18 protein-coding genes and 1 tRNA gene are annotated in these 19,090 nt (G+C 37.5%); 12 read left to right on the top strand and 7 right to left on the bottom strand.

Annotated features, from left to right (window positions below):
- Positions 1 to 27: 27 nt before the first annotated feature.
- The 7 genes from mnmG to rpmH all read right to left on the bottom strand — a co-directional run bounded on the left by mnmG (position 28) and on the right by rpmH (position 6,132).
- Positions 28 to 1,905 (bottom strand): tRNA uridine-5-carboxymethylaminomethyl(34) synthesis enzyme MnmG, encoded by a 1,878-nt coding sequence (gene mnmG / locus DXB43_RS14015; protein ID WP_117947864.1) that lies wholly within the window; start codon positions 1,903 to 1,905, stop codon positions 28 to 30.
- 30 nt (positions 1,906 to 1,935) lie between these two features.
- Complete coding sequence (gene mnmE, locus DXB43_RS14010; protein WP_117947863.1) at positions 1,936 to 3,321, bottom strand: tRNA uridine-5-carboxymethylaminomethyl(34) synthesis GTPase MnmE; 1,386 nt, start codon at positions 3,319 to 3,321, stop codon at positions 1,936 to 1,938.
- A 119-nt stretch (positions 3,322 to 3,440) separates the two neighbouring features.
- Positions 3,441 to 4,064: an RNA-binding cell elongation regulator Jag/EloR gene (gene jag / locus DXB43_RS14005; protein WP_022242299.1), complete on the bottom strand. Its 624-nt coding sequence runs from the start codon at positions 4,062 to 4,064 to the stop codon at positions 3,441 to 3,443.
- A 15-nt stretch (positions 4,065 to 4,079) separates the two neighbouring features.
- Entirely contained in the window at positions 4,080 to 5,351 is a 1,272-nt protein-coding gene (locus DXB43_RS14000) for a YidC/Oxa1 family membrane protein insertase (protein ID WP_199535099.1), read from the bottom strand.
- A gap of 16 nt (positions 5,352 to 5,367) precedes the next feature.
- The gene (yidD, locus tag DXB43_RS13995; protein ID WP_022242297.1) at positions 5,368 to 5,583 is read right to left on the bottom strand and encodes a membrane protein insertion efficiency factor YidD; all 216 of its coding nucleotides are present in this window, start codon (positions 5,581 to 5,583) and stop codon (positions 5,368 to 5,370) included.
- Between the two features lie 24 nt (positions 5,584 to 5,607).
- Positions 5,608 to 5,931, bottom strand: a complete 324-nt coding sequence (gene rnpA, locus DXB43_RS13990; protein WP_117947862.1) for a ribonuclease P protein component — start codon at positions 5,929 to 5,931, stop codon at positions 5,608 to 5,610.
- A 57-nt stretch (positions 5,932 to 5,988) separates the two neighbouring features.
- On the bottom strand, positions 5,989 to 6,132 hold the full coding sequence (rpmH, locus tag DXB43_RS13985) for a 50S ribosomal protein L34 (protein WP_022242295.1): 144 nt from the start codon (positions 6,130 to 6,132) through the stop codon (positions 5,989 to 5,991).
- 478 nt (positions 6,133 to 6,610) lie between these two features.
- On the opposite strand from rpmH, the gene dnaA reads away from it, so the two are divergent.
- The 12 genes from dnaA to DXB43_RS13925 all read left to right on the top strand — a co-directional run bounded on the left by dnaA (position 6,611) and on the right by DXB43_RS13925 (position 18,931).
- Positions 6,611 to 7,960, top strand: coding sequence for a chromosomal replication initiator protein DnaA (gene dnaA / locus DXB43_RS13980; RefSeq protein WP_117699376.1), 1,350 nt, complete (start codon positions 6,611 to 6,613; stop codon positions 7,958 to 7,960).
- 272 nt (positions 7,961 to 8,232) lie between these two features.
- Positions 8,233 to 9,345, top strand: coding sequence for a DNA polymerase III subunit beta (gene dnaN / locus DXB43_RS13975; protein WP_117699187.1), 1,113 nt, complete (start codon positions 8,233 to 8,235; stop codon positions 9,343 to 9,345).
- A gap of 29 nt (positions 9,346 to 9,374) precedes the next feature.
- Complete coding sequence (locus DXB43_RS13970; protein ID WP_022242292.1) at positions 9,375 to 9,584, top strand: RNA-binding S4 domain-containing protein; 210 nt, start codon at positions 9,375 to 9,377, stop codon at positions 9,582 to 9,584.
- Positions 9,581 to 10,672, top strand: a complete 1,092-nt coding sequence (recF, locus tag DXB43_RS13965; RefSeq protein WP_117947861.1) for a DNA replication/repair protein RecF — start codon at positions 9,581 to 9,583, stop codon at positions 10,670 to 10,672. Before DXB43_RS13970 ends, recF begins: the two co-directional genes overlap by 4 nt.
- 27 nt (positions 10,673 to 10,699) lie before the next feature.
- A complete protein-coding gene (gene gyrB / locus DXB43_RS13960; protein ID WP_117947860.1) occupies positions 10,700 to 12,616 on the top strand; it encodes a DNA topoisomerase (ATP-hydrolyzing) subunit B in 1,917 nt (638 codons plus the stop codon).
- A gap of 12 nt (positions 12,617 to 12,628) precedes the next feature.
- Entirely contained in the window at positions 12,629 to 15,223 is a 2,595-nt protein-coding gene (gyrA, locus tag DXB43_RS13955) for a DNA gyrase subunit A (protein WP_117947859.1), read from the top strand.
- A 74-nt stretch (positions 15,224 to 15,297) separates the two neighbouring features.
- Positions 15,298 to 16,221, top strand: a complete 924-nt coding sequence (locus DXB43_RS13950; protein WP_117947858.1) for a putative ABC transporter permease — start codon at positions 15,298 to 15,300, stop codon at positions 16,219 to 16,221.
- 6 nt (positions 16,222 to 16,227) lie between these two features.
- Positions 16,228 to 16,728, top strand: coding sequence for a hypothetical protein (locus DXB43_RS13945; RefSeq protein WP_117842287.1), 501 nt, complete (start codon positions 16,228 to 16,230; stop codon positions 16,726 to 16,728).
- A gap of 11 nt (positions 16,729 to 16,739) precedes the next feature.
- On the top strand, positions 16,740 to 17,585 hold the full coding sequence (locus DXB43_RS13940; RefSeq protein ID WP_117842286.1) for a fumarate hydratase: 846 nt from the start codon (positions 16,740 to 16,742) through the stop codon (positions 17,583 to 17,585).
- Position 17,586: 1 nt separating this feature from the next.
- Positions 17,587 to 18,099 carry a GNAT family N-acetyltransferase gene (locus DXB43_RS13935; protein WP_117947857.1) on the top strand — a complete coding sequence of 171 codons (513 nt, stop codon included), beginning with the start codon at positions 17,587 to 17,589 and terminating at the stop codon, positions 18,097 to 18,099.
- 60 nt (positions 18,100 to 18,159) lie between these two features.
- On the top strand, positions 18,160 to 18,717 hold the full coding sequence (locus DXB43_RS13930; RefSeq protein WP_117842284.1) for a Fe-S-containing hydro-lyase: 558 nt from the start codon (positions 18,160 to 18,162) through the stop codon (positions 18,715 to 18,717).
- A 126-nt stretch (positions 18,718 to 18,843) separates the two neighbouring features.
- Positions 18,844 to 18,931, top strand: a tRNA-Ser gene (locus tag DXB43_RS13925).
- Positions 18,932 to 19,090 lie beyond the last annotated feature (159 nt).

Genomic DNA, 19,090 nt, shown 5'->3' with positions numbered 1-19,090 from the left:
ATATCCTCATTCTTCTCATTATTCTTCCTATTTTTTTATCTGTTCCATATAGACTAACAACATCGTAATATCTGCAGGTGATACACCGGAAATTCTTGAAGCCTGTCCAATGGAAACCGGACGATAAAGCTTTAACTTCTGTCTTGCTTCGATACGAAGGCTGTCTACTGCATCATAATCGAAATCATCCGGAATTTTCTTATTCTCTAATTTTTTAAAATGCTCCACCTGTTTAATCTGACGTTTGATATATCCATCATACTTAATATTAATATTAACCTGTTCCTGTACTTCTTCCGGAAGTTCTGGTCTGTCTTCATCAATTGGAGCAAGTTTTTCATAATCCAGTTCCGGTCTGCGAATCAGTTCGGTAAGACGGGTTCCGGTATTCAAAGGAGTACTTTCATATTCCTCTAAAAGTTTCTGCACATTCTCTTTAGCACCGATTGTTACTGACTCTACCCGATTTATTTCATCCTGAATTAATTTTTCTTTTTTTACTACCCAGTCATATCTTTCCTGAGAAATGAGTCCGACCTGATAACCATATTTACTAAGACGAAGGTCTGCATTATCCTGACGCAGTAACAGACGATACTCGGCACGGGATGTCATCATCCGATATGGTTCATGATTCTCCTTTGTAACCAGATCATCGATTAACACTCCGATATAGGACTCGGAACGATGCAATACAAGCTGCTTCTTCTCTTTTACATATAAAGCTGCATTGATTCCGGCAACAATACCCTGGGCTGCAGCTTCTTCATAGCCGGAACTTCCGTTAAACTGGCCGCCACTGAACAATCCCTTGATATTCTTAAACTCCAGAGTAGGTAACAACTGGTTTGGATTGATACAGTCGTACTCAATAGCATATGCATTTCTTACAATCTTCGCATGCTCCAGTCCCGGAACCGTATGATACATTTCATATTGAACATCCTCTGGCAGGGAACTGCTCATTCCACCGACATACATTTCATTGGTATTTAAGCCTTCCGGCTCCAAAAATACCTGATGTCTTTCCTTATCGGCGAATTTTACCACTTTATCCTCAATGGAGGGGCAATATCTAGGACCCGTTCCTTCAATAACACCAGCATAGATTGGTGAACGGTCGAGATTTGCACGGATAATCTCATGAGTTTTCGGATTTGTATAGGTAAGCCAGCAGGATGCCTGCTCTATCTGAACACTTTCAGGATCTGTGGTAAAGGAAAATGGCACTACTCTCTCATCACCGGTCTGTTCAGTCATTTTACTGAAATCGATACTATTTTTATCCATTCTTGCCGGAGTTCCTGTCTTAAAGCGGAACATTTCTACTCCATGGGCTTTTAAGGAATCTGTAAGATGATTAGCAGGCTGCAAACCATTCGGTCCCGTGTAATTAATCACATCTCCGTAGAGACATCTTGCCCGAAGATAAGTTCCGGTACACAATACAACAGCCTTACTGTGATAAATTGCTCCGGAAAATGTTTTAATGCCGGCAATCTTATTATCTTCTGTGATAATTTCAGATACTTCCGCCTGTCTTATAGTAAGATGTTCGGTAGACTGCAGCGTTTTCCGCATTTCCATGCTATAAGCTGCCTTATCTGCCTGAGCACGAAGAGAATGTACTGCAGGACCTTTTGATTTATTTAACATCTTTGACTGGATAAATGTTTTATCAATATTAATTCCCATTTGTCCACCCAGAGCATCAATTTCACGAACCAGATGTCCCTTGGAGCTTCCACCAATGTTAGGATTACAAGGCATCATCGCAATACTATCTACACTTACTGTAAATATAATGGTTTCAAGTCCCATTCTGGCACAGGCAAGTGCTGCTTCACAACCTGCATGGCCTGCTCCAACCACACATACATCATATGTCTCTTCGATTACCGACATTTCATTATCCTTCTTTCTATCTAAATATAATTATTTACCCATACAGAATTTACTGAAAATCTCATTAACCAGATCATCTTCTACTGCTTCTCCGATAATAGTACCCAGTTCTTCATAAGCATTCATAAGGTCAATGGAATAAAAATCTTCCGGCATTCCATTTTCTACACTCTGTTTTACTAACTTTAAGCTCTCTACTGCCTGAATCAATGCGTTTTTATGTCTAATGTTAGTAATATATACTTCATCGTTAAATGAAATCGTTCCATGGAAAAACATTTCCGTAATGGTCTCTTCTAATACATCAATTCCAAGATTTTCTTTTGCAGAAATAGCTATCATCTTATGATCTGCACCGGATAATTTTTCTTTGATTTCATCTTCTCCGGTTACCTGGGTTAAATCAGATTTGTTCAATAAAATGATGGCTTTCTTCTCCCGGATGGCATCTATAATCTTTTCGTCATTTTCATCCAATGCAGTAGAAGTATCCACTACATAGATAATAAAATCAGCTTTATCCACAAGAAATAGTGCTTTATCCACACCAATCTTCTCTACCACATCCTCAGTACTTCTGATTCCAGCGGTATCCATGATATTAAGCGTAATGCCGTTCAAATTAATCTGCTCTTCCAATACATCACGGGTAGTTCCGGCAATATCCGTTACAATTGCCCGCTCTCTTCCTACCAGCGCATTTAATAAAGAAGATTTTCCGGCATTTGGCTTTCCGACGATTACTGTATTAATACCTTCCTTTAAAAGGCTGCCATTTTCCGAAGATGCAATCATCTGATTCATCTTCTGCATCAGTTTCTCTATTATAATAAGAAGATTCTCTCCATATCCATCAATACTGATATGCTCCGGATCGTCTAAAGCAGACTCAATAAATGCAATCTCATGTATGATTTTACCACGAATTTCTTTGATTTTCCCTGTAAGAGCTCCGTTTAACTGCTGCATGGAGCTTTTCAATGCAAAATCATTCTTTGAAGAAATGACATCCATGACAGATTCTGCCTGGCTTAAATCAATACGACCATTCAAAAATGCACGCTTTGTAAACTCTCCCGGTTCTGCAGGTCTTGCTCCATTTTTCAGTACTACTTCTAAAATACGCCGCATCACAAGCGTTCCACCATGACAGTCAATTTCTACCGTATCTTCTCTGGTATAACTGTTCGGTGCCCTCATCAGAAGAACCATTACTTCATCTATTATTTCATCTTCATCATAAATATGGCCATAATGAATCGTATGACTCTTGCACTGTGATAAAAGCTTGTTTCCTTTTTTTGGCCGGTATATCTTATCAATTACATCAAAAGCATCTTCTCCACTAATACGGATGATTCCAATTCCTGAATTCGTCATGGCGGAAGCAATTGCTGCAATAGTCTCTGTTTTCATAGAAATCTCCTTAATATAAGAATTCTTATATTATCTGTGTAATATATAAGAGTTATAAAACGGTATAATTATATCATTTTATAACTCTTATGAAATCATTTTCTTATAAAATTTTTAAATTATTTTTTTAATGTAACAACTACATGACGGAAAGGTTCTTCTCCCTCGCTGTGGGTTTCTACATATCTGTCTCCCTGCAATGCAGAATGAATCACTCTTCTTTCGAATGGATTCATCGGCTCTAAAGATACCGGACGTTTTGTTCTCTTAACCTTATATGCAATATTCTTTGCAAGATTTTCCAAAGTATCTTTTCTTCTCTGACGGTAATCTTCAGTATCAAGCTTAACTTTGATATATCCATCCGAATGTTTATTAACAGCAAGATTTGTAAGATACTGAAGAGAATCTAAAGTCTGTCCTCTCTTGCCAATCAGCAGTCCCATTTCTTTACCGCTTAATTCTACTTCATAGACCTTATCATCTTCTGCTTTCTTAATATCAATGGTAACTTCCATATTCATAGCAGAAAATACATTTTCCAAAAACTCACGGATATTATCTACCGTATCATTCTTCTTCCGTGCCTTGATGATTGCAGGTTTACTCTTGATACCAAGAAATCCGGTAGAACCCTTCTCAATAACTTCTACCTCAATCTTGTCACTGGTAGTTCCAAGCTTAATCGAAGCCTCTGTAATTGCATCATCCACTGTTTTTGCTGAAACTTCAATAAATTCCATTGTATATTACCCCCTCTATTTATTGTTTCTTTCATTGAATTCACGTACTCTGTTAGCTTTAGAAGCAAGGCTTCCTGCTTTTGCATTACTTCTTACCTCTGCTGCATGCTCTAAAGCTTCTTCCTTTTCTTCTTTTGTCATAGTACCTGATTCAATAACATTTGCTTTTGTACTCATCTTTGCAGCATTAGCAATCTGATTTTCAATCAGACCCATTTTCTTTTCACGCTTTGCTTTTGCTTTTTCCTGATTAGCTTTCATAATAGCATCCCAGTCCATCTTATCAAGACGTTTGTTGATACCCCACTGCTGGATACTACGAACAAGAGCACTTGCAATCCAGTAAATACCAAGACCAACCGGTACAGTGAAACACATTACAAATGAGAATAATGGCATCATAAGATTCATGGTTTTCATCTGCTGTGCCATTGCATCATTTTCACCGGTAGAAGCGGTAGGCATTAATTTAATATTTAATCTCTGTGTCAGGAAAGAAATAACCGGAATCAGTAATGCACCGATAGCAAGTAAATAAGCTCCTGACTTAAAGCCTGTTGTCATAATATTCCATGGGCTGTTTGAAATGTTAAGACCAAGGAAATAGTTTAACTTCTCTAAGGATTTCTCAGTTGCATCCAGATTAGTAAGATTACCAAATACTTTTGTTAACTCACTCCATCCGGAAGTATTCATCTTATATAAAACATCAACAATATAATTATGAAGAACATTTGTATCCGTTGCAGTAAAATCAACAGATAATCCTGCAATTTTAATTTTATCAACAAAGCTTGTCATCTTATCCGCAAAGCCGTCAACAGACATAATCTCTGTTACAAGAGCAGAAAACTTCTCTTTTACAGCCGGTACATATGCCGGTACATTTAAGAATACACGATATAAAGCAAACAGAATCGGCATCTGGATTAACATCTGGATACAGCTTCCGGTCGGTGAAACACCATATTTCTGGTAAACCATCTGTGTCTCTTCCTGCATCTTCTGCATGGATACCTGGTCTCTCTTGTCTTTATATTTTTTCTGGATAGCCTGAAGTTCCGGATTCATCTTCTGTGAAAGCTTTGAAAACTTCTGCTGTTTATAGGTTAATGGAAAAAGACATGCATAAATAATCAAAGTTAAGATAATGATGCAAAGTCCGATATTTTCTATTCCAAACAAACTGTTCAGCACATAATAGATTCCATTCATAATCCATCCTAAGACCTTCGCAATCGGTCCGAGAATCTTACCATTGTACTGAGTTAAAATGATTTCTGACACTTAACGTACCTCCTAATCATGGAACCGGGTCATATCCGCCTTTTGAAAAAGGATTACATCTTAATATCCTCCAGAGAGCCAGTGCTCCCCCCTTTACTGCACCATACTTTTCCACGGCAATCAGACCATAAGTAGAACAGGTCGGGCAATAAGGGCACTTTGTTGTTTTCATTGGTGAAAGATATTTTCTATAAAATTTAATGATTGCAATTAAAATTTTTTTCAAAATCATTCCATCTTCTTTTCGATATTATCTTTAAATAATTCCATGAAGATTCGAAAGATGCAGCAATGAACTCTTTAACCTGTGATAACCTTCATTTTTTGCTGACACCCTTACGATGACTACAATGTCCCAACCACTATGAAACATCTCTTCGTGCAGTCTGTAACTTTCTCTTAATAATCTCGTCAGATGATGTCTTACTACACTATTTCCTACTTTTTTACTGACGGAGATTCCAATTCGATTCGATTCCAAACCATTTTCCAGAACATACATCACCAGATACTTGTCCGCATAAGACTTACCATTGCGATATACATTCTGGAAATCTTTGTTTTTCTTCAATGAGTCCATTTTTTAATCCTTAAAAAAGTCTTGTAATAAGAAGAAAAAGACCACAAAAGTTGTGGCCTATGCTGATAATTTCTTTCTTCCTTTTAATCTTCTTGCAGCCAATACTTTTCTTCCGCCTGCTGTACTCATTCTTTTACGAAAACCATGAACTTTATTTCTCTGTCTGTTTTTTGGCTGAAATGTCATCTTACCTTTATGCATAATAATCCACCTCCTCTATGCTAGAAAACATCAGTACAATTATAACAAAAAAACCTGTCAAGTCAAGTAAAACCTGCATTTTTCGGTAATTAATTTTTACACTACTATATATATAAGGAAGAAACTATTTTTAATCTATATCTAGTATCCATTTTTTTCCTTCCATACCATAAAATTTATATATCAAAATTTTATGAACAGGTTATCCACAATTGTTTATAACCTGTTCATAACCTGTAGATAATTTAAGGATAACTTGTTGTTAAAATGACCCTGCCTTAATTTTGAATAGCTTTTTCCGCTAAAATAAAGGCTTTTTTATCCACTTTATTCACATTAGGCTTATCACCTATACCTTTAAAAGTTCTCATTGATAATTTGCCCCATTTAGTTTATTATTAAAAGAGTAGGATTCTATATAATGCTATAAATATGAGAAGCTTTAAAAAGCTTAAATAATAGAAACATGGAGATTTTTATGGAACAGATCATTGAAAAATGGGAAGAAATTTTAAGAACTGTCAAGGAAGAGCATGAACTTACTGACATTTCTTTTAAAACCTGGTTAGAACCACTTAAGGTATTTGATGTCAAAGACAATACTTTATACATACTGGTACCGGACGAACAGATGGGGCTTAACTACATTACCAAGAAATACACTCTTCCTATTAAAGTAGCAGTCGCTGAAATTATTGGAAAGGATTACGAAATCGAATTTGTACTGCCGGAGCAGGCAAAATCCATGCGTACACCGAAACCAATGGCTTTCGTAAATACAGAAAGTATTGACAAATCCAGTTTGAATCCAAACTATACCTTCGATACTTTTGTTGTTGGAAATAATAACAAACTGGCTCATGCAGCTTCACTGGCTGTTGCAGAATCTCCGGGAGAAGTCTATAACCCACTCTTTTTATATGGAGGCGTAGGACTTGGTAAAACGCATTTGATGCATTCCATCGCACATTTTATCCAGTCCAATAACCCAGATGTGAAGATTTTATACGTTTCTTCGGAAACTTTTACCAATGAACTGATTGAAGCCATCCGAAATGGCAATAATACAGCTATGACAAAATTCCGTGAGAAATATCGTAATATCGATGTACTTTTAATCGACGATATCCAGTTTATTATAGGAAAAGAAAGTACACAGGAAGAATTTTTCCATACCTTTAATGAGCTTTATCTTGCTAAGAAGCAGATTGTTATTTCTTCTGATAAGCCGCCAAAGGATATGGAAACATTAGAAGAACGTATCCGCTCCCGTTTTGAATGCGGTCTGACTGCTGACATCGGTTCTCCGGATTATGAAACCAGAATGGCAATTCTGCGAAGAAAAGAAGAAATGGATAATTTCCATTTAGATGATGAAATTTTAAAATACATTGCTACTAATATTAAGTCTAATATCAGGGAACTGGAAGGTGCTTTAAATAAACTGCTTGCCTACTCCAATCTCGAACAGACTGAGATTACCATGGAAGTAGCCATGAAAGAGCTTCAGAATATTATTTCTCCGGACAAGCCGAGGGAGATTACTCCACAGCTTATTATTGATGTGGTATGCGAACATTTCCATATTACAAAAGAGCAGATGATTTCTAAAAGCCGCAGCAACGATATTGCAAAGCCGAGACAGATTGCCATGTATCTTTGCAAAAATATGACTGGGGTTTCCTTAGAAAATATTGGAGAACTCTTAGGAGGAAGAGATCATTCTACCGTAATTCATGGTATTAATAAGGTAGAAGCTGAATTACAGACTAATGAAGCAACCGTAAATCTCTTAAATACCATTAAGAAAAAAATTAACCCAAATTAATTTATGCACAGGGTTCTGTTTATAATTTGTGAACTAGCTGTGGAATGGCTTTGGATAACTAATTATGTTAACTTTACATAAAAATTTATTCACTTTTTATTAAGACACAATCCGCAGTCATTTAAACAGGTTATACAGTAACAAAATTTTTTTAAATGCTTATGAATTAAGGGTTGCAGAGATTATTCACTTATTAACATCCCCTAAGAATAAGACGTTTAATTTCTTTTTAAATATTATATTTATATATGTCGAAAGGAGTTATGAACAACATGAAAATCATCTGTTCAAAATCAAATTTACTTTATGGTGTAAACATTGTTTCCAAAGCCGTACCAACCAGAACGACCATGGCTATCTTAGAATGTATCTTAATAGATGCTTCTGCCGGTGAGATTAAATTAACTGCCAATGATATGGAACTTGGAATCGAAACAAAAATAGAAGGAGAGATTGAAGAAAGAGGAATTATCGCATTAGATGCAAAAGTTTTTTCTGATATCGTAAGAAAGCTTCCTGACAATGAAGTTGTAATCGAAACAGACTCTTCCTTTAAGACAACCATTACCTGTGAAAAAGCAAAATTCAATATCATTGGAAAATCCGGTGAAGATTTTTCTTATATTCCATATATTGAAAGAAATGAAGAAATCAGCATTTCACAGTTTACTTTAAAAGAAGTAATCCGCCAGACAATCTTTTCTATTGCAGATAATGATAATAATAAGCTGATGACAGGAGAATTATTTGAAATCAATGAGAACAGCTTAAAGGTTGTATCACTGGATGGCCACCGTATTTCAATCCGTAATATAGAACTGAAAAATAATTATGAGCATAAGAAAGTGGTTGTTCCTGGAAAGACTTTACAGGAAATCAGCAAGATTCTCCCGGGAAATGCTGACGAAGATGTCAGCATGTATTTATCAGACAATCATATTGTATTTGAATTTGGCAATACCACCGTTGTTTCCCGTCTGATTGAAGGCGAGTATTTTAAGATTGAACAGATGCTTTCTTCTGATTATGAGACAAAGGTTAAGATTAACAAACGTGAATTATTAGACTGTATCGACCGTGCTACCCTTTTAGTAAAAGAGGGAGATAAGAAGCCGATTATCATGAATATAACAGATGATAAGATGGAATTAAAAATCAATTCTTTCATTGGTTCCATGAATGAAGAAATTGATATTACCAAAGATGGAAAAGATATTTTAATTGGATTCAATCCGAAATTCTTTATCGATGCCCTTCGTGTCATTGATGAAGAAGAAGTAACCCTTTATATGGTAAATCCAAAGGCACCATGTTTTATCCGGGATGAAAATGAGACCTTTATCTATCTGATTCTTCCGGTAAACTTTAATGCAGCTGCAAACTAGGATTTGCAGAGGCAGGAAGAGAGGCAATCATGCAGGAAATTAAGCTGCGGGATGAATATATTAAGCTGGGACAGGCGTTAAAAGCTGCCGGAGTCGTAGACTCCGGAGTCACTGCCAAGCTTGTAATATTAGATGAAAAAGTTAAGGTAAATGGCGAAGTTGAAGTACAGCGTGGCAAGAAATTATATGATGGAGATGTAGTGGAAGCTTTGGGCGAAACCATAAAGATTGTAAAATGATAATAAAGTCCATTGAACTTAAGAATTTCCGTAATTATGAAGAGTTAAATCTGAATCTTGACGGTGGAACCAATATTTTATATGGGGACAATGCCCAGGGAAAGACCAATATATTAGAATCCATTTATGTCAGCGGAACAACGAAATCCCATAAGGGAAGCCGCGATAAAGAAATGATTCGTTTTGGTGAAAATGAGGCACATATCCGTACTATGGTAGAAAAAAATCAGATGAGTTATCAGATTGATATGCATCTGAAGAAGAACCGTTCCAAGGGAATTGCCATTAATGGTGTGCCAATCCGCAAGGCAAGTGAGCTTTTCGGTGTGCTGAATATGGTATTTTTCTCACCGGAGGATTTAAATATTATCAAAAATGGTCCTTCCGAGCGCAGAAGATTTTTAGATTCGGAAATCTGCCAGCTGGATAAAATTTATCTTTCTGATTTAACCAAGTATAATAAAGTTTTAAATCAGCGCAATAAGCTGTTAAAAGATATGGTATTTCATCCGGATTTGGAAAATACGTTATCCGTGTGGGATATGCAGCTCATTTCTTACGGCAGGCGGATTATCAGCCGGCGCCGGAGATTTGTAGAAGAATTAAATGAAATTGTCCGGGGCATCCATGAAAGCATTTCCGGTGGCAGGGAGCAGCTGACGCTGACGTATGAGCCGGATATCGAAGAAGCTTTTTTTGAAGATGAATTAAACCGGGCGAAGGAAAAGGACAGAAAATACTGCAGTACCTCCGTGGGACCCCACAGAGATGATATTTCCTTTTTTATAGGAGATATCGATATCCGTAAATTCGGTTCCCAGGGACAGCAGAGAACTTCTGCTTTATCACTGAAATTATCAGAGATAGAGCTGGTGAAAAGATGTATCCATGATACACCGGTACTTCTTTTAGATGATGTGCTTTCCGAACTGGACAGTAACAGGCAGAATTATCTGCTTAATAGTATACATGATATTCAGACGGTCATTACCTGTACCGGTCTGGATGAATTTGTAAAAAACCGCTTCCAGATTGATAAAATATTTGAAGTCATAAGCGGAACAGTAAGTGAAAAAAATGAAATGTAAAATAATCCGTGAATAGGAGGAATACAGATGAGTACGGAATACGGAGCAGACCAAATTCAGATTTTGGAAGGTTTGGAAGCAGTAAGAAAGAGACCTGGAATGTATATTGGAAGTACCTCTGTGAGAGGACTTCACCATCTGGTATATGAAATTGTGGATAACTCTGTCGACGAAGCGCTGGCAGGTTATTGTACCCATATTATCGTTACGATTAATAAAGACAATTCCATTACCGTAGAAGATGATGGACGTGGAATTCCGGTAGGAATTAACCACAAAGCAGGTATTCCTGCGGTAGAAGTAGTATTTACTGTATTGCATGCCGGCGGAAAATTCGGCGGTGGAGGATATAAGGTATCCGGTGGATTACATGGTGTAGGAGCATCCGTTGTAAATGCACTTTCTAACTGGCTGGAAGTACAGATTTTCCACGATGGAAAGATTTATAAACAACGTTATGAACGTGGACATACCATGTATCCACTGAAGGAAGTCGGAAAATGTGATATAAATAAAACCGGTACTACTGTAACCTTTTCTCCGGACGGAAGCATTTTCGAAGAAACCGTATATGATTTTGATACATTAAAGCAGCGTTTAAGAGAGACTGCATTCCTGACAAAGAATCTTAGGATTACACTTCGTGATGACAGGGAAGAGCCTGTAAAAGAACGGGTATTCCATTATGAAGGCGGTATTAAGGAATTTGTAACTTACTTAAATAAGAGCAAGGAAGCATTGTATCCGGAGGTTATTTATTGTGAAGGTGAGAAAAACGGGGTTCTTGTTGAAGTTGCTATGCAGCATAACGATGCATATAACGAAGCTACGTACAGCTTTGTCAATAACATCATCACGCCGGAGGGTGGAACACATCTGGCAGGTTTCCGTAATGCGCTTACCAAAACTTTTAATGAATATGCGCGGGCAAATAAGATTTTAAAGGATTCTGAGCCGGCACTTTCCGGTGATGATATCCGTGAAGGTTTAACTGCTATTGTAAGTATTAAGATTGAAGAGCCTCAGTTTGAGGGACAGACCAAGCAGAAGCTTGGTAACAGTGAAGCAAGAGGAGCCGTAGACAGCGTAGTAAGTGAGCAGCTTACATACTTTTTAGAGCAGAATCCTCAGGTTGCAAAGACCATTTGTGAAAAATCACTTCTGGCACAGCGTGCAAGAGAGGCAGCGAGAAAAGCAAGAGATTTAACCAGAAGAAAGACTGCATTAGAAGGAACCTCACTTCCTGGAAAATTAGCAGACTGTTCTGATAAAGACCCGAAAAACTGCGAAATTTTCATCGTCGAGGGAGATTCCGCCGGTGGTTCCGCAAAGACTGCAAGAAGCCGTGCAACCCAGGCAATTCTTCCACTTCGTGGAAAGATTTTGAATGTAGAGAAAGCAAGACTTGATAAAATTTACGGAAATGCTGAGATTAAAGCCATGATTACAGCATTTGGTACCGGTATTCATGAAGATTTTGATATCAGTAAATTAAGATATCATAAGATTATTATTATGACCGATGCCGATGTGGATGGTGCCCATATCAGTACTCTGATGCTTACTTTTATTTATCGTTTCATGCCGGAATTAATCAAACAGGGCTATGTATATCTGGCACAGCCGCCACTTTATAAGATTGAGAAAAATAAAAATGTCTGGTATGCCTACAGCGATGAACAGCTCAACAATATCTTAAAAGAGATTGGACGAGACGGTAATAATAAGATTCAGCGATACAAAGGATTAGGAGAAATGGATGCCGAGCAGCTTTGGGAGACAACCATGGATCCTGAGAAGAGAATCTTACGTCGTGTTGTAATGGATGAAGAAGAAGCATCTGAAATTGATGTAACATTCAACACCTTAATGGGTGATAAAGTAGAACCAAGACGTGATTTTATTGAAGCAAATGCGAAGTATGTCCAGAACCTGGATATCTAGGAGGAAGAATAGATGGATGACAAGATATTTGACCAGATACATGACGTAGACTTAAAGAAAACGATGGAAACATCCTATATAGACTATGCCATGAGTGTAATTGCAGCCAGGGCTTTGCCGGATGTAAGGGATGGTCTGAAACCGGTACAGAGACGTGTACTGTTTTCCATGATAGAGTTGAACAACGGTCCGGATAAGCCACATAGAAAATGCGCCCGTATTGTCGGAGATACCATGGGTAAATATCACCCACACGGAGACAGCTCAATCTATGGAGCATTGGTAAATATGGCACAGGACTGGTCTACCAGATATCCATTGGTAGATGGTCACGGTAACTTCGGTTCCGTAGACGGTGACGGAGCTGCAGCAATGCGATATACGGAAGCAAGACTTTCTAAGATTTCCATGGAAATGCTTGCTGATATTAATAAAGATACCGTTGATTTCATGCCAAACTTTGATGAGACAGAGAAAGAGCCTGTTGTACTGCCATCAAGATTTCCAAATCTTTTAGTAAATGGTACAACTGGTATTGCGGTAGGTATGGCAACCAATATTCCGCCACATAACTTAAGAGAAGTTATCAATGCAGTAGTAAAAATCATTGATAATGAAGTAGAGCAGGATCGTGGAACCGATATTGAAGAGTTATTAGATATTGTAAAAGGACCTGATTTTCCAACCGGTGGAATGATTCTTGGTACAACCGGAATCAACGAAGCATACCGTACCGGCCGTGGAAAGATTCGTGTCCGTGCAGTTACCAATATTGAGCCGATGAACAATGGAAAGAACCGTATTATTGTGACGGAGCTTCCATATATGGTAAATAAAGCCAGACTCATCGAAAAAATTGCAGAGCTGGTAAGAGATAAGAAAATTGACGGAATCACAGATTTACGTGATGAATCAGACCGTCAGGGTATGAGAATCTGTATTGAGCTGCGTCGTGATGTAAATCCAAACGTAGTATTAAATCTGTTATATAAACATACCCAGTTACAGGACACCTTTGGTGTTATTATGCTGGCACTGGTAAATAATCAGCCGAAAGTCTTAAATCTTCTTGATATGTTAAACTACTATCTGATGCATCAGAAGGAAGTTGTAACAAGAAGAACGAAATATGATTTAAACAAGGCAGAAGAAAGAGCTCATCTGTTAGAGGGTTTACTGATTGCCTTAGACCATATTGATGAAGTAATTTCCATTATCCGTGGAAGTAAGACAACACCGGAAGCAAAAGAAAAATTAATGAACCGCTTCGGACTCAGCGATGCACAGGCACAGGCTATTGTAGATATGCGTCTGCGTGCACTGACTGGTCTGGAACGTGAGAAGATTGAAAATGAATATAAGGAATTAGTAGCAAGAATCGCAGAATTAAAAGCAATCCTTGCAGATGAGAAGAAACTTCTTGGTGTCATCAGAGAAGAAATTCTTCTGATTGCAGATAAATATGGAGACGAAAGAAGAACATCTATCGGATTTGACGAATATGACATTTCCATGGAAGATCTGATTCCGGTAACCAATACGGTAATCACCATGACAAAATTAGGATATATCAAGCGCATGAGCGTAGATAATTTCCGCAGCCAGCATCGTGGAGGTAAAGGAATTAAGGGAATGGAGACCATCGAGAACGATTATATCGAAGAGCTTCTCATGACAACCTCTCATCATTATCTGATGTTCTTTACCAACAGCGGAAAAGTATATCGTATGAAAGCATACGAGATTCCGGAGGCAGGAAGAACAGCCAGAGGAACTGCTATTATTAATCTGCTTCAGCTTCAGCCGGGTGAGAAAATCACCGCAGTTATTCCGATTAAGGAATACAAAGAAGGTGAATACCTCTTTATGGCAACCAAGAATGGTATTGTGAAGAAAACACCAATCTGCGAATATGCAAATGTCCGTAAGACAGGACTTGCAGCAATCAACCTTCGTGATGATGATGAACTGATTGAAGTAAAGAAAACAGATAACAATAAAGATATCATCTTAGTAACTAAATATGGCCAGTGTATCCGTTTCCATGAAACAGATGTAAGAAGCACCGGTCGTGTATCCATGGGTGTTATCGGTATGAATTTAGCAGACAGCGATGAAGTCGTAGGAATGCAGTTAAATACCCAGGGTGATGCACTGATGATTGTATCTGAAAAAGGTCTTGGAAAATGCACCCTGATGTCTGAATTCTCACCACAAAACCGTGGCGGTAAGGGCGTGAAGTGCTACAAGATTACCGAGAAGACCGGTAATATCATCGGTGTCAAAGCCGTAAATCAGGATAACGAAATAATGCTGATTACCACAGAAGGAATCATCATTCGGATTCCGGTAAATGGAACAGCACTTTTGGGCAGAGTAACATCCGGAGTAAAACTGATTAATGTAAATGACGGAGTAACTGTAGCCAGCATGGCTAAGGTAAAAGAAGATAAATCCATTATGGAAAATGATATTCCGGAGCCGAAACAGCCAGAAGGTGTTATTGTAGAAGAAGATGAAGATGCATCAGCATCGGAGGAAGAGCTGATATCCAAGGAGCTTGGTGAATTAATTAACCGCGCAGAGCAGGATAGCGAAGAAGAATAAAAAACTTTATAAAAAAGAGGGCGGAATCACTGTATCATGATTTCGCCCTTTCAAAAAATAATGGGGGATTAAAGATGCCACAGACATTTTATGAAGTACTATGGATTTTTATTATTTATGCATTTATTGGATGGTGCAGCGAAGTATCATATGCAGCATTGGATAGGGGAATCTTTGTAAACAGAGGATTTTTGAACGGACCATACTGTCCAATTTACGGATGTGGAGTATTAATCGTGGTTGTGTTACTGACACCATTAAAGAAAAATTTACTGATATTATATTTAGGTTCCTTCCTATTGACATCAGTTCTGGAATTTATAACAGGATTCGTAATGGAAAAAGTATTTCATAATAAATGGTGGGATTACTCGGATAAACCCTTTAATATAATGGGATATGTATGTCTGAAATTTTCAATTTTCTGGGGATTGGCTTGTACTTTTATCATGTTAATCATTCATCCGGTAATCTATGGATTTATCCGGCTGATTCCACATATTGTAGGAGTAGTTTTACTTACAATAATCATGATTGGATTTGCCATTGATGTAGCAGTAACAGTATCTACCATTGTGAAATTTAACCGAAGACTGAAACTGATGGATGATATCGCAGCAAAAATAAAAGTATTATCCAACCAGATTGGTGAGAATATTTATGAAAATGTAGAAGAAGCATTAGAAAAATCAGCTGAATTTAAAGAAGAACATGCAGAGCAGATAAAAGAACTGGAAGAAAAGAAAGAAAAACTGGCTACTGCAAATGATAAGAGAATAGAAAAATTAAATGAAGCAGCAGGAAATACAAAGAAGAAAATTACCGGAGTAGCAGATGAGACAAAAGAAAAATTAGAAGAGCTGCGTAAAAAATATAACGAATTATATCATAAGAAGAATGCAGTATCCAGCCGTCTTATGAAAGCATTCCCGGATATGAAATCAAAACATCATAACGAGATTTTGCAGAAATTAAAGAAAATCAATATAAGAAAGTAGGAAAATATGAAACCGAAAATAAAAACAGGGATAAGCGCAATCATGATAATAGGATGGATATTTGCAGGGCTGGGTTCTGTCTTTTTAATAATGGGAATCCTTTTTCTGACACAGTCCGGTAAAGAGGAAGCCTTTAAAATGTTAGGACTCATCTTTGGCGGAACCGGACTTTTCTTTTTTCTGATTGGTGTCATTTTTTTGATATTGCATTACAATAATAAAAGCAGCTTAAAGAAAATTGTAGATAACGGCTATTACATTATGGCAGAAATTTCAAATATAGATATGAATTATAATGTAAACGTAAATGGCAGATGCCCTTATGTGATATATGCCAGATATCAGGATATAAATGGTTGCATCCATACATTTCACAGCCGCAACATTTTCTTTTATCCGGCGGGAATGATGAAAAATAATATGGTAAAAATTTATACAAGACCGGATAATTTTAAAAAATACTATATGGATATCGATGAGATTTTACCGGAAGTACAGATGCATTAAAGGAGACAGAAATGATAAGAACAGTAAAAACAAGTGAAATAACAGAAAATATCAAAGAAATGTGCATTGAAGCAAATTATTATTTATCCAGGGATATGGATGCAGCAATGAAAAATGCGGCTGCAACGGAAGAATCTGAACTAGGACAGAAAATATTAAATCAGTTACAGGATAATCTTAAGATTGCAGATGAGGAACAGATTCCAATCTGTCAGGATACCGGAATGGCAGTAGTATTTATAGAAGTAGGACAGGATGTTCATTTCGAAGGTGATGCTATAGAAGATGCCATTAATGAAGGAGTGCGTCAGGGATATGTGGAAGGATATCTTCGGAAATCCGTCGTAAAAGACCCACTGATTCGTGAAAATACCAAAGATAATACTCCGGCAGTTATACATTATTCCATTGTGCCAGGCGATAAAGTGAAAATGACTGTTGCACCAAAGGGATTCGGCAGTGAAAATATGAGCCGCGTCTTCATGTTGAAGCCTGCAGAAGGAATCGAAGGTGTTAAAAATGCCATCATGACTGCAGTAGCTGATGCAGGTCCAAATGCCTGCCCGCCAATGGTAGTAGGCGTTGGAATCGGAGGCACCTTTGAAAAATGTGCGATTCTTGCAAAAAAAGCATTAACCAGAAGCGTAGATTCCTATTCTGAAATACCTTATGTAAAAAATCTGGAAATAGAAATGTTAGATAAAATTAATAAGTTAGGCATCGGACCGGGCGGATTAGGCGGAACAACTACAGCCTTAAAGGTAAACATCAATACATACCCGACACATATAGCAGGACTTCCGGTGGCAGTGAACATCTGTTGTCATGTAAACAGACATGTGGTAAGGGAGATTTAAAATGAACGCAATTGTAATAGAAGGAAAAGAATATCATTTTAAAATGGCACATCCGGAAAATACAGAAGAAATACTGTCTTTATACCAGAGTGCCATGGGAACAGAAGGCTGCACCTGGGATGAAACATATCCAAGCCGGGAGACCATTGCAAAAGATTTTGCAAATCAGGCATTATTTATAATAGAAGATAATGCCCATAAAATAGCCGGAGCAATTTCAATTGATGAAGATACGGAAGTAAATGCATTAACCTGCTGGTCGAAGCAGTTAGAGCCATCCGCGGAGCTGGCTCGTCTTGTCATAAGAGAGACAGAACAGAATCATGGAATGGCACGCGTTATGATTCAAAAGACCATGGAAGAATTAAAAAAAAGTGGCATGAAAGGTGTGCATTTTCTGGTAAGTAAGACAAATGAAAGGGCAATGCGTTCCTATCAGAAATTGAATTTTACAAAATGTGGTGAATCGGATCTTTATGGAGAAGACTGGTGGTGCTACGAAAAGGCATTATAATAGATTTATTATAAAAGCTGGTAAATATCATTATTTATTATAGAAAGAACAGGTGATAGAATGGATAAATATATTACAACACCGATAACAGAAGAAAAGACAGCAGAGCTTCATGCAGGAGATTATGTATACATAACAGGAACGATTTATGTGGCAAGAGATGCAGCCCACAAGAGAATGATGGAAGTCTTAGAAAGAGGAGAAGAACTTCCGATAGACATTTTAGATTCCACAATCTATTATATGGGACCATCACCGGCAAGAGAGGGAAGACCAATCGGTTCCGCAGGTCCGACCACTGCAACCCGTATGGATAAGTATGCACCAACCCTATTGGATTTGGGTGAAAAGGCAATGATTGGAAAAGGAAAACGTTCCAAAGAAGTCATAGATGCCATCATCCGTAATAAAGCAGTATACTTTGCAGCAATCGGCGGGGCAGGCGCACTTCTTTCTAAATGTATTACCAAATCAGAAATTGTCTGTTATGAAGATTTGGGAGCGGAAGCCATCCGCAAGCTGGAAGTAAAAGACTTCCCGGTAATAGTTGTGATAGACAGAGATGGCAACAACCTCTATGAAACAGCAATAGAAAAATATAAGAAAATCCAGCTTTAAAATGCTCTAAAAAAATAAGTGAAAAATAATTTGAATTTGTGATTGACAAAGTGAAATAGTTTTAGTATTATTATCTATGCGTCATGTACGCAGACAACATCATATTTATTTGGAAAGTTCAGATATGGAGAAATACTCAAGAGGCTGAAGAGGCGCCCCTGCTAAGGGTGTAGGTCGGGCAACCGGCGCGAGGGTTCAAATCCCTCTTTCTCCGCTTTTTCCAAAGATAAAGAAATTTATTTTTTTTGGAAAAAGTTGTTGACAGATAAGAAATAAGATGTTATACTAAATGAGTTGTGTCTGAGAGATACAATAAAGAACCTTGATAACTGAACAGTGAAATAACCTTGAAAGATTTTGAGAAAAACGTAAT

The sequence above is a fragment of the Roseburia sp. OM04-10BH genome (assembly GCF_003462605.1).
Lineage (GTDB): Bacteria > Bacillota > Clostridia > Lachnospirales > Lachnospiraceae > Roseburia_C > Roseburia_C amylophila.
The sequence above is the reverse complement of the archived record's forward strand: the minus strand, read 5'-3'. Positions and strand labels throughout refer to the sequence as shown.